A 14,985-nucleotide genomic window follows, 5' to 3' on the forward strand; every position below is an offset into this window, starting at 1 on the left:
ATGTCGAAGCTCGGCAACCTCGGCGCCCGACTGCACCGTGGCGAGGTCGGCTACGACTTCGTCGGCAACCGCAAGATCTGGTACGGCCTCTCCATCCTGATCACCATCACGGCCATCGTCGGCCTGGCGGTGCGCGGCCTGAACATGGGCATCGAGTTCCAGGGCGGAGCCGTCTTCAACACCCCGAAGACCAGCGTCTCGGTCGCACAGGCGCAGGAGTACGCGGAAGAGGCGTCCGGCCACGACGCGATCGTCCAGAAGCTCGGCAGCGGTGACGACGCCAAGCTGCGCATCCAGGTCTCGGGCATCGACACCAGCCAGGCCGACAAGGTCTCGGCCGAGCTGGCCGAGAAGCTGGGCGTCAACGAGAACGACGTCACCGGCGAGCTGGTCGGCCCCAGCTGGGGTGAGCAGATCGCCAACAAGGCCTGGCAGGGCCTGGGGATCTTCCTGGTCCTAGTGGTGATCTATCTGGCGATCGCGTTCGAGTGGCGCATGGCACTCGCCGCGTTCGTTGCGCTGATCCACGACATCACCATCACGGTCGGCATCTACGCCCTCGTCGGCTTCGAGGTCACGCCAGGCACCGTGATCGGTCTGCTGACGATCCTCGGTTATTCGCTCTACGACACTGTCGTCGTCTTCGACAGCCTCAAGGAGCAGACGAAGGACATCACCAAGCAGACCCGCTGGACGTACAGCGACGTCGCCAACCGTTCGATCAACAGCACCCTGGTCCGCTCGATCAACACCACGGTGGTCGCGCTGCTGCCGGTGGCGGGCCTGCTGTTCATCGGTGGCGGCTTCCTCGGCGCCGGCATGCTCAACGACATCTCCCTGTCGCTGTTCGTCGGTCTCGCCGCCGGTGCGTACTCCTCGATCTTCATCGCCACGCCGCTCGTCGCCGACCTCAAGGAGCGCGAGCCGCAGATGAAGGCCCTGAAGAAGCGTGTGCTCGCCAAGCGGGCCCAGGGCGCCGCGCAGGGCGAGGCCCCGGAGCCCCAGGTCGCCGACGAGTACTACGACGACGAGCCGGAGGACGCCGCCCCCGCGGTCGTCGGCCCCCGCAACCAGCCCTCGTCCCGTAACCGGGGCCGTGGCCGTCCTTCGGGGAAGCGCCGATGACCGGCATCCAGGAGCTCCTGCTCAGCCGCATCCGTGACGTGGCGGACTACCCGGAGCCGGGCGTGATGTTCAAGGACATCACCCCGCTCCTGGCGGACCCGGCGGCGTTCACGGCGCTCACCGACGCGCTGGCGGAGATCGTCGTGAGCACCGCCGCCACGAAGATCGTCGGCCTGGAGGCCCGCGGCTTCATCCTCGGGGCGCCGGTCGCCGTCCGCGCGGGCGTCGGCTTCATCCCCGTACGCAAGGCGGGCAAGCTCCCCGGGGCGACCCTCAGCCAGGCGTACGACCTGGAGTACGGCTCCGCGGAGATCGAGGTGCACGCCGAGGACCTGGCCGCGGGCGACCGCGTCCTCGTCGTCGACGACGTCCTGGCGACGGGCGGCACCGCCGAGGCCTCGATCCGGCTGATCCGCCGGGCCGGCGCCGACGTGGCGGGCCTCGCCGTCCTGATGGAGCTGGGCTTCCTCGGCGGCCGTGCCCGCCTGGAGCCGGCCCTGTCCGGAGCCCCGCTGGAGTCGCTGCTCACGGTCTGAGCGACCCCCGTTCCACCGCACGTATGCCGCGCGCCCCGAAGTCGAGGGCGCGCGGCATACGCGCATCCGGGGGCAGGACCCGCACGCGCCCCCAGGCGCTACGGCGTGCACGCCCGCCCGCTCGGCCACCCCCGCACCCCGTGGCTCAAAACAAACGCTGCGAGCCTCGAACGGGCCCTCCACGACGGCGTACGCAAACCTCACGTCAGCCCCGGGCAACGCACACGCCACCGCCAGGACACGGGCCGGAAGGCACGGAGGAATCCGGCGGCAGCCCCTTGTGTTTCTCCGGTAGACGGCCCTCACATCGGCCTGAAGGCGATCCTGCGGCCCAGGATCGCTACCATGGGGTCTCCGGAGCCTGACCGGGGGACCCGGATCGCGCACGAGGAGTCCTCTTGCCAGACGAGGCCCAGCACCTGACCGCCGCCAAGCCCGAGTCCGCCTCGGCATCGGCGGCCAAGCCCGCGCCGAACGCGCCGCACGCGAAGAACGACTCGCGCGGGACGGTCGAGCATGCCCAGTCCGCGCCCGTCGACAAGCCGGCGGAACCGCCTCGTCCCAAGCCCGCCTCGTCGACGCCGGCGGTGCGCCCGAACACCGGCCAGCCCGCCCGCAGCGGCTCCTCCAACCGCGTCCGGGCCCGTCTCGCCCGCCTCGGCGTCCAGCGCTCCAACCCGTACAACCCGGTGCTGGAGCCGCTGCTGCGCATAGTCCGCAGCAACGACCCGAAGATCGAGACCGCCACGCTCCGCCAGATCGAGAAGGCGTACCAGGTCGCCGAGCGCTGGCACCGCGGCCAGAAGCGCAAGAGCGGCGACCCCTACATCACGCACCCGCTGGCGGTCACCACCATCCTCGCCGAGCTGGGGATGGATCCGGCCACCCTGATGGCGGGCCTGCTGCACGACACCGTCGAGGACACCGAGTACGGCCTCGACCAGCTCCGCCGCGACTTCGGCGACTCCGTCGCCCTGCTCGTCGACGGCGTCACCAAGCTGGACAAGGTCAAGTTCGGCGAGGCCGCGCAGGCCGAGACCGTGCGCAAGATGGTCGTAGCCATGGCCAAGGACCCCCGTGTCCTGGTCATCAAGCTCGCCGACCGCCTGCACAACATGCGCACCATGCGTTACCTCAAGCGCGAGAAGCAGGAGAAGAAGGCGCGCGAGACTCTGGAGATCTACGCGCCCCTCGCCCACCGCCTCGGCATGAACACCATCAAGTGGGAGCTGGAGGACCTCGCCTTCGCGATCCTCTACCCCAAGATGTACGACGAGATCGTACGGCTGGTGGCCGAGCGGGCACCGAAGCGTGACGAGTATCTGGCCATAGTGACCGACGAGGTCCAGCAGGACCTGCGCGCGGCCCGCATCAAGGCGACCGTCACCGGCCGCCCGAAGCACTACTACAGCGTCTACCAGAAGATGATCGTCCGCGGCCGCGACTTCGCGGAGATCTACGACCTGGTGGGCATCCGCGTCCTCGTCGACACGGTCCGCGACTGCTACGCCGCCCTCGGCACCGTGCACGCGCGATGGAACCCGGTCCCCGGCCGGTTCAAGGACTACATCGCGATGCCCAAGTTCAACATGTACCAGTCGCTGCACACGACGGTCATCGGCCCCAACGGCAAGCCCGTCGAACTCCAGATCCGCACCTTCGACATGCACCGCCGCGCCGAGTACGGCATCGCCGCGCACTGGAAGTACAAGCAGGAGGCCGTCGCCGGCGCCTCAAAGGTGCGTTCGGACGCACCGAAGAGCACCGGCAAGGACGACCATCTCAACGACATGGCGTGGCTGCGCCAGCTCCTCGACTGGCAGAAGGAGACCGAGGACCCCGGCGAGTTCCTGGAGTCCCTGCGCTTCGACCTGTCGCGCAACGAGGTCTTCGTCTTCACCCCCAAGGGCGACGTCATAGCGCTGCCGGCCGGTGCCACACCCGTGGACTTCTCGTACGCGGTGCACACCGAGGTGGGCCACCGCACCATAGGAGCCCGTGTCAACGGACGCCTCGTGCCGCTGGAATCGACCCTGGACAACGGCGACCTCGTGGAGGTCTTCACCTCCAAGGCAGCCGGGGCCGGACCGTCCCGGGACTGGCTGAACTTCGTGAAGTCGCCGCGCGCCCGCAACAAGATCCGGGCCTGGTTCTCCAAGGAGCGCCGCGACGAGGCCATCGAGCAGGGCAAGGACGCCATCGTCCGGGCGATGCGCAAGCAGAACCTGCCGATCCAGCGCATCCTGACCGGCGACTCGCTCGTCACGCTCGCCCACGAGATGCGCTACGCCGACATCTCGGCGCTGTACGCGGCGATCGGCGAGGGCCATGTCTCCGCACAGAACATCGTGCAGAAGCTGGTCCAGGCCCTCGGCGGCGAGGAAGCGGCCACGGAGGAGATCGACGAGTCGGTCCCGCCGACCCGCAGCCGCAGCCGCAAGCGTCGCTCCAGCGCCGACCCGGGGGTCATCGTCAAGGGCGTCGAGGACGTGTGGGTCAAGCTGGCCCGCTGTTGTACGCCCGTACCCGGCGACCCGATCATCGGCTTCGTCACGCGTGGTAGTGGTGTATCGGTTCACCGCAGCGACTGCGTCAACGTGGAGTCACTGTCCCGCGAGCCCGAGCGCATCCTCGAGGTCGAGTGGGCGCCCACGCAGTCCTCGGTCTTCCTGGTCGCCATCCAGGTCGAGGCCCTGGACCGCTCCCGGCTCCTGTCGGACGTCACCCGTGTGCTCTCCGACCAGCACGTCAACATCCTCTCCGCGGCCGTCCAGACCTCCCGCGACCGCGTAGCCACCTCCCGCTTCACCTTCGAGATGGGCGACCCGAAACACCTCGGCCACGTCCTGAAGGCGGTCAGGGGAGTGGAGGGCGTGTACGACGTGTACCGCGTGACGTCGGCGCGCAGCCGGTCGTAGCGACGCTGTAGGACCAGACGCGAAAAGGGCCCCGTACGTGACGTACGGGGCCCTTCTCGTCGTACCGGTGTCGGCTGCGGTCAGCCGCCGAACTCCTGGAGGCCCTTCAGGGCCTGGTCCAGCAGGGCCTGGCGGCCCTCCAGCTCGCGCTCCAGCTTGTCGGCCTTCGCGTTGTTGCCCTGGGCGCGGGCCTGGTCGATCTGGCCCCTCAGCTTGTCCACGGCGGCCTGGAGCTGGCCGGTCAGCCCCTCGGCACGCGCGCGTGCCTCCGGGTTGGTCCGGCGCCACTCGGACTCCTCGGCATCCTGGAGGGCCCGCTCGACGGCGTGCATCCGGCCCTCGACCTTCGGCCGGGCGTCCCGCGGCACGTGGCCGATGGCCTCCCAGCGCTCGTTGATCGAGCGGAAGGCGGCACGCGCGCCCTTCAGGTCACCGATCGGCAGGAGCTTCTCGGCCTCGCCGGCCAGCTCCTCCTTCAGCTTCAGGTTCTCGGACTGCTCGGCGTCGCGCTCCGCGAAGACCGAGCTGCGGGCCGCGAAGAAGATGTCCTGGGCACCGCGGAAGCGGTTCCACAGGTCGTCCTCGTGTTCGCGCTGGGCGCGGCCCGCGGCCTTCCACTCCGACATCAGATCGCGGTAGCGCGCGGCCGTCGGGCCCCAGTCCGTCGAACCGGACAGCGCCTCGGCCTCGGAGACCAGCCGCTCCTTGGTCTTGCGGGCCTCCTCGCGCTGCGCGTCCAGCTGCGCGAAGTGCGCCTTGCGACGCTTGGAGAACGCCGAGCGGGCGTGCGAGAAGCGATGCCACAGCTCGTCGTCGGACTTGCGGTCCAGCCGCGGCAGTCCCTTCCAGGTGTCCACCAGGGCCCGCAGGCGCTCACCGGCGGCCCGCCACTGGTCGGATTGCGCCAGCTCCTCGGCCTCGACGACCAGCGCCTCCTTGGAGTGACGCGCCTCGTCGGACTGCTTGGCCCGCTGCTGCTTGCGCTCCTCGCGCCGCTTGTCGACCGTCTCGACCAGCTTGTCCAGGCGGGTCCGCAGGGCGGCCAGGTCACCGACCACGTGATGGGCGTCGACCTGCTCACGGATGTGGTCGATCGCGGTCTGGGCGTCCTTCGCCGACAGGTCGGTGGTCTTCACTCGCTTCTCGAGGAGGCCGATCTCGACAACCAGGCCCTCGTACTTGCGCTCGAAATAGGCCAGCGCCTCTTCAGGAGTGCCTGCCTGCCAAGAGCCGACAACCTGCTCGCCGTCGGCCGTACGCACGTACACGGTCCCCGTCTCGTCGACGCGGCCCCACGGGTCGCTGCTCACAGCGCCTCCTCCACATGATGCCTGCGAGGGGCTTCTGTTCCCCCGGGCATCGTCCACAGTTTCGTCACGGCCAACATAGGCGACCGGCGGGTTGCCTGTCCGCATCCCGCGCGACCGAAATTTCGCACTTGGCGGTCAGGATTTCGTGACCGTCGCCTTGTTGATCACGACCGTCGCGTTCGGTGCGCCGTCGCCCTGGCCGGTGCTCTCACCCGCGTCGGCAATCTTCTTGAGTACCTTCATGCCGGATTCGGAAACGGTGCCGAACGGTGTGTAGCTGGGCGGAAGCTGACTGTCCTGGAACACGAGGAAGAACTGGCTGCCGCCGGTGTGCTTCTGGCCGGTGTTCGCCATGGCCACCGTGCCCGCCGGATAGATGTTGTCCTTGAGGCTCTTGTCCTTCAGGTTCTCGTCCGGAATGGTGTAGCCGGGACCGCCCGTGCCGACGCCCGTCGGGTCGCCGCACTGGAGCACGTAGATGCCGTTGGTGGTGAGCCGGTGGCACTTGGAGTGGTCGAAGTAGCGCTTGCCGGCCAGGAACTCGAACGAGTTCACCGTGTGCGGCGCCGCCGACGCCTTCAGGTCGATGTCTATGTCACCGCAGGTCGTCGCGAGCTTCATCGTGTACTTCGCCGACTTGTCGACGGTCAGCTCCGGCTCCTTCTTCCAGGTCGCCGTCCTGACCTTGCCCTCGGCGGGCTTGTCGCACGGGTCCGGGGCCTTGCTGGTCGGGCTCGCGCTCGGCGTGACCTCGGCGCCCGCGTTCTCCTTGCTGTCGTCCCCCTTGAGGACGCCCGTCGTGTACAGCGCGAGGCTGCCGATGACGACCACTCCGAGCACCGACGCGATCACCGAGTTGCGCATGCGCGCCTTGCGTCGGGCGGACGTACGCCGCTGCTGCTGCCGCAAGAACTTCTCCCGGGCGAGCTGACGCCGCCGCTGTTCCTGGCTGACCACGGGGTTCTCTCCTCATGCGTCGTAAGTGTCGACCGGTACGCGTGTGTTCATTGAGCCGACCGCCTGCGTGTGCCCCGTACCGTATATGGGTTCGCTGAGGAATCGGCAGCGCCGGTAGGCTCTGACGTCAGGCGGAGTCCGCCGACAAACCACACGTGTCGACACAAACGAAGGACGATCGTGCTCATTGCCGGGTTCCCCGCCGGGGCCTGGGGGACGAACTGTTATCTCGTCGCCCCCGCCGCCGGTGAGGAGTGCGTGATCATCGACCCGGGCCACGAAGCGGCCCCCGGAGTCGAGGAAGCACTGAAGAAGCATCGGCTCAAGCCCGTCGCCGTCGTCCTCACCCACGGCCACCTCGACCACGTCGCCTCGGTCGTACCCGTGTGCGGCGCGCACGACGTGCCGGCCTGGATCCACCCCGACGACCGGTACATGATGAGCGACCCCGAGAAGGCGCTCGGCCGCTCCATCGGCATGCAGCTCATGGGCGAACTGACCATCGGGGAGCCGGACGACGTCAAGGAGCTGACCGACGGCGCGAAGCTGGAGCTGGCCGGCCTGGAGCTCACGGTCGCCCACGCGCCGGGCCATACCAAGGGGTCGGTGACCTTCGGCATGCCCGAGACGGCGGACATCCCGCCGATCCTGTTCTCGGGCGACCTGCTGTTCGCCGGCTCCATCGGACGCACCGACCTGCCCGGCGGTGACATGGCCGAGATCCTCGACTCGCTGGCACGCGTGTGCCTGCCGCTCGACGACTCGACCGTGGTGCTGTCCGGCCACGGCCCCCAGACGACCATCGGCCAGGAGCGCGCCACCAACCCGTATCTGCGGCAGGTGGCCGCCGGCCCGGGAGCCCAGGAAGCTCCCCGACGAGGAATGTGACGAGACCTTCCGTGAGCACCTTCAAGGCCCCCAAGGGCACGTACGACCTGATCCCGCCGGAGAGCGCCAAGTACCTGGCGGTTCGTGAGGCGATCGCCGCGCCCCTGCGCAACTCCGGCTACGGCTACATCGAGACGCCCGGCTTCGAGAGCGTCGAGCTGTTCGCCCGCGGCGTCGGCGAGTCCACCGACATCGTGACCAAGGAGATGTACGCCTTCGAGACCAAGGGCGGCGACAGGCTCGCCCTGCGCCCCGAGGGCACGGCGTCGGTCCTGCGCGCGGCGCTGGAGGCCAACCTGCACAAGGCCGGCAACCTCCCGGTCAAGCTCTGGTACTCCGGCTCCTACTACCGCTACGAGCGCCCTCAGAAGGGCCGCTACAGGCACTTCTCCCAGGTCGGCGCAGAGGCGATCGGCGCCGAGGACCCGGCGCTTGACGCCGAGCTGATCATCCTGGCCGACCAGGCCTACCGCTCGCTCGGCCTCAGCGACTTCCGGATCCTGCTGAACAGCCTGGGCGACAAGGAGTGCCGCCCGGTGTACCGCGCGGCCCTCCAGGACTTCCTGCGCGGCCTCGACCTGGACGAGGACACCCGGCGCCGCATCGACATCAACCCGCTGCGCGTCCTCGACGACAAGCGCGAGTCGGTGCAGCAGCAGCTCACCGGCGCCCCGCTCCTGCGTGACTACCTGTGCGACGCCTGCAAGGCGTACCACGAGGAGGTCCGCGAGCTGATCACCGCGGCGGGCGTCTCCTACGAGGACGACCCGAAGCTGGTGCGCGGCCTGGACTACTACACGCGCACGACCTTCGAGTTCGTCCACGACGGTCTGGGCTCCCAGTCCGCGGTGGGCGGCGGCGGCCGCTACGACGGGCTGTCCGAGATGATCGGCGGCCCCGCGCTGCCGTCCGTCGGCTGGGCCCTCGGCGTCGACCGCACGGTCCTGGCGCTGGAGGCGGAGGGCGTGGAGCTCGAACTCCCCTCTTCCACCAGCGTGTTCGCGGTGCCGCTCGGCGAGGAGGCCCGCCGGGTCCTGTTCGCCAAGGTCACCGAGCTGCGCAAGGTCGGCATCGCGGCCGACTTCTCCTACGGCGCCAAGGGCCTCAAGGGCGCTATGAAGAACGCCAACCGCAGCGGCGCCCGCTACACGATCGTGGCCGGCGAACGCGACCTCGCCGAAGGCGTCGTCCAGCTCAAGGACATGGAGTCCGGCGAGCAGTCGGCGATCGGCGTCAACGAGATCGTGGCCGAGCTGGAAGCCCGATTGGGCTGATTCCGCTCACGGGGCGGGGACCGGACGGTCCCCGCCCCGTGAGCTCCGTCCGTGTCTTGAACTGAGCGCCTTTACCGGATTGCGCGTATTTCCTTATACGCAGCGAACGGTGGGCACGCCTGCGTGTACGGCACAATGTGCCGTGTCCGGAGAAACTCCAAGTCTCAAGTGACGGAATCGGCGTGATGAGCAAGACGACAGTCAAAGACGTCTCCACCGAGCCCGAGTCGGAGCCTGCGGAGGCGGCACCGCGGTCGGTGGGCGGCAGCCGTGCCCTCGCCCTGATGCTGGTGATCACCGGCGCGGCGGGACTGCTTGCCGCGTGGGTCATCACGATCGACAAGTTCAAGCTGCTCGAGGCCAAGGTCGAGGGCAAGACCTTCACCCCCGGGTGCAGCCTGAACCCCGTCGTCTCCTGCGGCAGCGTCATGGAGAGCAAGCAGGCCGCCGCCTTCGGGTTCCCCAACCCGATGCTCGGCCTCGTCGCCTACGGCATCGTCATCTGCGTCGGCATGAGCCTGCTCGGCCGCGCCCGCTTCCCGCGCTGGTACTGGCTCACTTTCAACGCAGGCACCCTCTTCGGCGTCGTGTTCTGCGCCTGGCTCATGTACCAGTCGCTGTACAACATCAACGCGCTGTGCCTGTGGTGCTCGCTGGCCTGGGTCGCGACGATCATCATGTTCTGGTACGTGACCTCGTTCAACGTCCGCAACGGCTTCCTGCCCGCGCCGAACTGGCTCAAGAGCTTCTTCGGCGAGTTCACCTGGGTCATGCCCGTGCTGCACATCGGCATCATCGGCATGCTGATCCTGACCCGCTGGTGGGACTTCTGGACCAGCTGAGCCCGCTCCCCGGGGGCCGGGCGGGATTGTCAGTGCGGTGATTTAGGGTTTCCAACGTGGAGCCCGACCTGTTCACCGCCGCCGCCGAAGAACGCCAGGAGAAGGACCCAGCCGGCAGTCCCCTGGCCGTGCGCATGCGCCCGCGCACCCTGGACGAGGTGGTGGGCCAGCAGCACCTGCTGAAACCGGGCTCGCCGCTGCGCCGGCTCGTGGGCGAGTCCGGCGGCCCCGCCGGACCGTCCTCGGTGATCCTCTGGGGCCCGCCCGGCACCGGCAAGACCACCCTGGCCTACGTCGTCTCCAAAGCCACCAACAAGCGCTTCGTCGAGCTCTCCGCGATCACCGCAGGCGTCAAGGAGGTCCGCGCGGTCATCGAAGGCGCCCGCCGCGCCACCGGCGGCTACGGCAAGGAGACCGTCCTCTTCCTCGACGAGATCCACCGCTTCAGCAAGGCCCAGCAGGACTCCCTCCTCCCGGCCGTCGAGAACCGCTGGGTGACCCTGATCGCGGCGACCACCGAGAACCCGTACTTCTCGGTCATCTCCCCCCTGCTGTCCCGCTCCCTCCTGCTCACCCTCGAACCCCTCACCGACGACGACGTCAGGGGCCTGCTGCGCAGGGCACTGAGCGACGAGCGCGGCCTGAAGGACTCCGTCGGCCTCCCCGAGGCCACCGAGGAGCACCTGCTGCGGATCGCCGGCGGCGACGCCCGCCGCGCCCTGACGGCCCTGGAGGCCGCCGCGGGAGCGGCCCTGGACCAGGACGAGAGCGAGATCAGCCTCCAGACGCTGGAGCAGACCGTCGACCGCGCCGCCGTGAAGTACGACCGCGACGGCGACCAGCACTACGACGTGGCCAGCGCCCTCATCAAGTCCATCCGCGGCTCCGACGTCGACGCCGCCCTGCACTACCTGGCCCGGATGATCGAGGCCGGCGAGGACCCCCGCTTCATCGCCCGCCGCCTGATGATCTCCGCCAGCGAGGACATCGGCCTCGCCGACCCGAACGCCCTGCCGATCGCGGTCGCCGCGGCCCAGGCCGTCGCCATGATCGGCTTCCCCGAGGCCGCCCTCACCCTCAGCCACGCCACCATCGCCCTCGCCCTGGCCCCCAAGTCCAACTCCGCGACGACGGCGATCGGCGCCGCGATGGACGACGTACGCAAGGGAAAGGCGGGCCCGGTGCCCCCGCACCTGCGCGACGGGCACTACAAGGGCGCCGCCAAGCTGGGGCACGCCCAGGGGTACGTGTATCCGCACGACCTGCCCGAGGGCATCGCCGAGCAGCAGTACGCCCCGGACGCCCTCAAGGACAGCGAGTACTACACGCCGACCAGGCACGGCGCCGAGGCGCGTTACGCGGACGCGGTCGAGTGGACCAGGCAGCACCTCGGTCGCAAGCGGTCCTGAGCGCCCTGTAGAATCGCCCGAAGTGCTGTGTCCCGTGCAGTCAGAACGGGACGGTCAGCCGGAACCCCCAGTGGGTTCCAGGAGCGTCGCGCACCGTTCGAATGGTGTCGCGGGCAGCCCACCACCTTCACGGTAGGTGGGCCACTCGCGTGCTGCACGTATGTGCCCAGACCAGGGGAGCGGCTGCCCACCCCGTCCACCAGGACGAGGAGGGTTTCCCCGGCTGCGGATGCGACCTCCGTCAACACCCTGACAAGCCGAACACTGAGAAATGAGAGATTGTGGCGAACCAGTCCCGCCCCAAGGTCAAGAAGTCGCGTGCCCTCGGCATCGCGCTGACCCCGAAGGCCGTCAAGTACTTCGAGGCCCGTCCCTACCCGCCGGGTGAGCACGGCCGTGGCCGCAAGCAGAACTCGGACTACAAGGTCCGTCTGCTCGAGAAGCAGCGTCTGCGTGCGCAGTACGACGTGTCCGAGCGTCAGCTCGTCCGCGCCTACGAGCGTGCCTCCAAGGTTCAGGGCAAGACCGGTGAGGCCCTGATCATCGAGCTCGAGCGTCGTCTCGACGCCCTGGTCCTGCGTTCGGGCATCGCCCGCACCATCTACCAGGCCCGTCAGATGGTCGTTCACGGCCACATCGAGGTCAACGGCCAGAAGGTCGACAAGCCGTCGTTCCGCGTCCGTCCCGACGACGTCGTGATGGTCCGCGAGCGCAGCCGCGAGAAGACCCTCTTCTCGATCGCCCGTGAGGGCGGCTTCGCCCCCGAGGGCGAGACCCCGCGCTACCTCCAGGTGAACCTCAAGGCCCTGGCGTTCCGCCTGGACCGTGAGCCGAACCGCAAGGAGATCCCGGTGATCTGCGACGAGCAGCTCGTCGTCGAGTACTACGCCCGTTGATCCTTCAGCGGTCGTAGGACACCTGCGCCTCAGCCCGTCGTCTCCCCGCCCTTGCGGGTGGGGGAGGCGGCGGGCTTCCGCATGTCCGGGGCCGTTCTGGCCGGCCGGGCCGATCCCCGGGGCGCCGGCAGCGCCGCCTGTCGCCGTCCGAGCGCCCGGCGCACCGCCTCCTCACGGCCGAGCGCCGCGCCCTGCCGTACGCACTCCTCGTACCGCTCGTCCCCGAGACGTTCCCGCGCCGCCGTCTCGCACAGCTCGTGCGGCGCGTTGAAACTGGCCGAGCCGAACAGCGGCAGCCCGACCGACGGCCACATCCTGGCCGCCGCGCCCTGGAGCACCGCGGCCTCCGCCGAGTCGCCCTCCGCCCCCGTGACCAGGGCCAGCAGCTCCACGGCCAGCACCGAGCCGAGCAGGTCACGGAAGGAATGGGCGTTGCCGAGGCACTCGGTCAGCAGGCTGCGGGCGCCGGACAGATCGCCGTCGGCCCAGGCCGCGTACGCCAGGACGTACAGCGCGTAGGAGCGCGCCCAGCGCTCGCCGTGGTCCTCGCACACCTGCCGGACGTCCTCGCACAACCGCACCGCCTCCGGCAGATCGCCCCGGAACGCCCGCGCCATCGCCAGCTCGATCTGGCCCATCAGCACATTGCTGTTGAGCTCGCCGATCTCCTGATAGCGGGCCAGCGCCGAGCTCAGCAGCGTCTCCGCACGCTCCATGTCGTCCGACAGCAGCGCCAGACAGCCCGTGCGGTGCTCGGCGTACGCCACCGCCGTGGGGTCGGCGGCACGTTCCGCCTCCTCCCGGCACTCCAGCAGCGTCCCGAGGGCGGGCACCGAGTCGCCCTGGAGGATCGCCACATAGCCGAGCACCCACAGGGCCTTCAGCCGGGACCGCTCATGACCGCTGTCCAGCGCCACCGCCTGCTCCAGCCAGTGCCGCCCCTCCGAGAGCCGGCCGCAGCCGACCCAGTAGAACCACAGGGAGCCCGCGAGGTAGTGCCCCAGATGCGCCTCGTCCGGCTCGCTCAGGCAGTACTCCAGGGCACAGCGCAGATTCGGCAGCTCCGCCTCGACACGGGCGGCCACCTCGTCCTGCCGAGGCGAGAACCACTCCAGCTCGCACCAGGTCGTCAGGCCCAGGTACCAGTCGCGGTGCCGGCGCCGCAGCCGGGCCGCGTCCCCGGTGGCCTCCAGCCAGTCGGCGCCGTAGGCCCGGATCGTGTCCAGCATGCGGTAGCGCACACCGGACCCGCTCTCCTCGCGCGCGACCACGGACTGCGCGAGCAGCTGCGACAGCACGTCGAACACGTCGTCGGAGTGCAGACCCTGGCCGCCGCACACGTACTCGACCGCCTCCAGGTCGAACCGGCCCGCGAACACCGACAGCCGCGCCCACAGCAACCGCTCCTCGGGCGTGCACAGTTCATGGCTCCAGCCGACCGCCGTGCGCAGCGTCCGATGGCGGGACGGAGGCCCACCCGGGATCGGGCGGGAGTGCGCGGCAGCGTCCGGCCCGCCGTCGGCCAGCAGCCGGAACCGGTCGTCCAGCCGCTCGAGCAGCTGCCCCGGCGACAGCATCGGCAGCCGCCCCGCGGCCAGCTCGATCGCGAGCGGGATCCCGTCAAGACGACGGCACAGCTCCCGTACGTCTGCGTCGTCCCGTACGGCCAGCCCGTGCTGTGCCGCCCGCTCCACGAACAGCCGCACGGCCTCGTCCTCGCCCAGCGGCGCCAGCGGAAGCAGCTGCTCGCCCGCGACGCCCAGCGGCCTGCGACCCACCGCGAGCACCCGCAGACCCGGCACCCGGCGCAGCAGATCCGTCACCAGCTCGGCGCAGGCGTCCAGCAGGTGCTCAAATCCGTCCAGGACCAGCAGCAGTTCACGACCGCCCAGACGGTCCAGCAGCGTCTCGCGCGGCAGCCGGGTCGTGTGGTCCGTCAGGCCCAGGGCCTCCACGACCGCGTAGTCGAGGAACTCCGGATCCCGCACCGGCTCCAGCTCCACGTGCCGCACGCCGTCGCCGGGCGCGCAACCCGAGGCCGCGCGCGCCGCCAGCCGTGACTTGCCGACGCCGCAGGCACCGGTCACCGTCACCAGCCGAGCGGCGCCGAGGGCCTCGGCCAGCTCGGTCAGTTCGGCCGCACGGCCCACGAACGTGCTGAGTTCCAGAGGCAGATCGCCGGATTCGGGGGAGTGGGGGCGCTGTTGATCCCGCATGGAATACGGAGCGTACTGAAGCGTGTTCGGTCCGTACAATCGCTTCTCGCGACCCGGCCCCGCGCGGGCGGTAATCCGGTGCGGATCGGCGCCCCCGGCGCGATAGGCTCGGTGCACGACTTTTTCGATGTAGACCGATGTAGAGGCACGTTTCAGGGAGCGGGTGCACACAGTGTCCGGTGGAGAGGTTGCCGGGATCCTGGTGGCCGTCTTCTGGGCGATTCTGGTCTCCTTCCTCGCCGTCGCCCTGGCGAGGCTGGCCCAGACGCTCAAGGCGACCACCAAACTCGTCGCGGACGTGACCGACCAGGCAGTCCCGCTCCTGGCAGACGCCTCCTCGGCGGTGCGCTCGGCGCAGACCCAGATCGACCGGGTCGACGCGATCGCCTCGGACGTCCAGGAGGTCACGTCGAACGCCTCCGCCCTGTCGACCACCGTGGCCTCCACCTTCGGCGGCCCCCTGGTCAAGGTCGCGGCCTTCGGCTACGGCGTGCGCCGGGCCCTCGGCGGCCGCAAGCAGGAGGACGTGCCCGCCAAGTCGCCCCGGCGTACCGTGATCGTGGGCCGGACGGTCCCCACCGCACGCCGCAAGCGGAAGTAAGGACTGAGACCGA

Annotated in this window: 12 protein-coding genes; 9 read left to right on the forward strand and 3 right to left on the reverse strand. The window is 69.6% G+C overall.

Annotated elements, in window-relative coordinates; translation table 11 throughout:
* The 3 genes from secF (at position 1) to CP983_RS35690 (ending at position 4,579) form a co-directional block, all read left to right on the forward strand.
* Positions 1 to 1,125 (forward strand): protein translocase subunit SecF, encoded by a 1,125-nt coding sequence (gene secF, locus CP983_RS35675; protein ID WP_107909357.1) that lies wholly within the window; start codon positions 1 to 3, stop codon positions 1,123 to 1,125.
* A complete protein-coding gene (locus tag CP983_RS35680) occupies positions 1,122 to 1,661 on the forward strand; it encodes an adenine phosphoribosyltransferase (RefSeq protein ID WP_107909358.1) in 540 nt (179 codons plus the stop codon). The genes secF and CP983_RS35680 overlap by 4 nt, the downstream gene beginning before the upstream one ends.
* 398 nt (positions 1,662 to 2,059) lie before the next feature.
* Positions 2,060 to 4,579 carry a RelA/SpoT family protein gene (locus tag CP983_RS35690; RefSeq protein WP_107909359.1) on the forward strand — a complete coding sequence of 840 codons (2,520 nt, stop codon included), beginning with the start codon at positions 2,060 to 2,062 and terminating at the stop codon, positions 4,577 to 4,579.
* 80 nt (positions 4,580 to 4,659) lie between these two features.
* Here the strand turns inward: CP983_RS35690 and CP983_RS35695 are convergent, their stop codons facing one another.
* The gene (locus tag CP983_RS35695; RefSeq protein WP_150504177.1) at positions 4,660 to 5,889 is read right to left on the reverse strand and encodes a DUF349 domain-containing protein; all 1,230 of its coding nucleotides are present in this window, start codon (positions 5,887 to 5,889) and stop codon (positions 4,660 to 4,662) included.
* A 135-nt stretch (positions 5,890 to 6,024) separates the two neighbouring features.
* Positions 6,025 to 6,846, reverse strand: coding sequence for a peptidylprolyl isomerase (locus CP983_RS35700; RefSeq protein ID WP_107909361.1), 822 nt, complete (start codon positions 6,844 to 6,846; stop codon positions 6,025 to 6,027).
* A 180-nt stretch (positions 6,847 to 7,026) separates the two neighbouring features.
* Here CP983_RS35700 and CP983_RS35705 point away from each other — a divergent pair, with 180 nt between their 5' ends.
* From CP983_RS35705 to rpsD, 5 genes are all read left to right on the forward strand, one after another.
* Positions 7,027 to 7,734: an MBL fold metallo-hydrolase gene (locus CP983_RS35705; protein WP_125526152.1), complete on the forward strand. Its 708-nt coding sequence runs from the start codon at positions 7,027 to 7,029 to the stop codon at positions 7,732 to 7,734.
* Between the two features lie 11 nt (positions 7,735 to 7,745).
* Positions 7,746 to 9,008 (forward strand): histidine--tRNA ligase, encoded by a 1,263-nt coding sequence (hisS, locus tag CP983_RS35710; RefSeq protein WP_107909363.1) that lies wholly within the window; start codon positions 7,746 to 7,748, stop codon positions 9,006 to 9,008.
* A 185-nt stretch (positions 9,009 to 9,193) separates the two neighbouring features.
* Positions 9,194 to 9,850 carry a vitamin K epoxide reductase family protein gene (locus tag CP983_RS35715; RefSeq protein WP_107909364.1) on the forward strand — a complete coding sequence of 219 codons (657 nt, stop codon included), beginning with the start codon at positions 9,194 to 9,196 and terminating at the stop codon, positions 9,848 to 9,850.
* 56 nt (positions 9,851 to 9,906) lie between these two features.
* The gene (locus CP983_RS35720; protein WP_150504179.1) at positions 9,907 to 11,259 is read left to right on the forward strand and encodes a replication-associated recombination protein A; all 1,353 of its coding nucleotides are present in this window, start codon (positions 9,907 to 9,909) and stop codon (positions 11,257 to 11,259) included.
* A gap of 281 nt (positions 11,260 to 11,540) precedes the next feature.
* Positions 11,541 to 12,155, forward strand: coding sequence for a 30S ribosomal protein S4 (gene rpsD, locus CP983_RS35725; RefSeq protein ID WP_015661793.1), 615 nt, complete (start codon positions 11,541 to 11,543; stop codon positions 12,153 to 12,155).
* A 29-nt stretch (positions 12,156 to 12,184) separates the two neighbouring features.
* Here the strand turns inward: rpsD and CP983_RS35730 are convergent, their stop codons facing one another.
* Positions 12,185 to 14,371 carry an ATP-binding protein gene (locus tag CP983_RS35730; RefSeq protein ID WP_167537808.1) on the reverse strand — a complete coding sequence of 729 codons (2,187 nt, stop codon included), beginning with the start codon at positions 14,369 to 14,371 and terminating at the stop codon, positions 12,185 to 12,187.
* A gap of 163 nt (positions 14,372 to 14,534) precedes the next feature.
* On the opposite strand from CP983_RS35730, the gene CP983_RS35735 reads away from it, so the two are divergent.
* Positions 14,535 to 14,972, forward strand: a complete 438-nt coding sequence (locus CP983_RS35735; RefSeq protein ID WP_093745335.1) for a DUF948 domain-containing protein — start codon at positions 14,535 to 14,537, stop codon at positions 14,970 to 14,972.
* The last annotated feature ends 13 nt before the right edge of the window (positions 14,973 to 14,985 follow it).

It is taken from the genome of Streptomyces chartreusis (assembly GCF_008704715.1).
In the GTDB taxonomy this organism is placed as follows: domain Bacteria; phylum Actinomycetota; class Actinomycetes; order Streptomycetales; family Streptomycetaceae; genus Streptomyces; species Streptomyces chartreusis.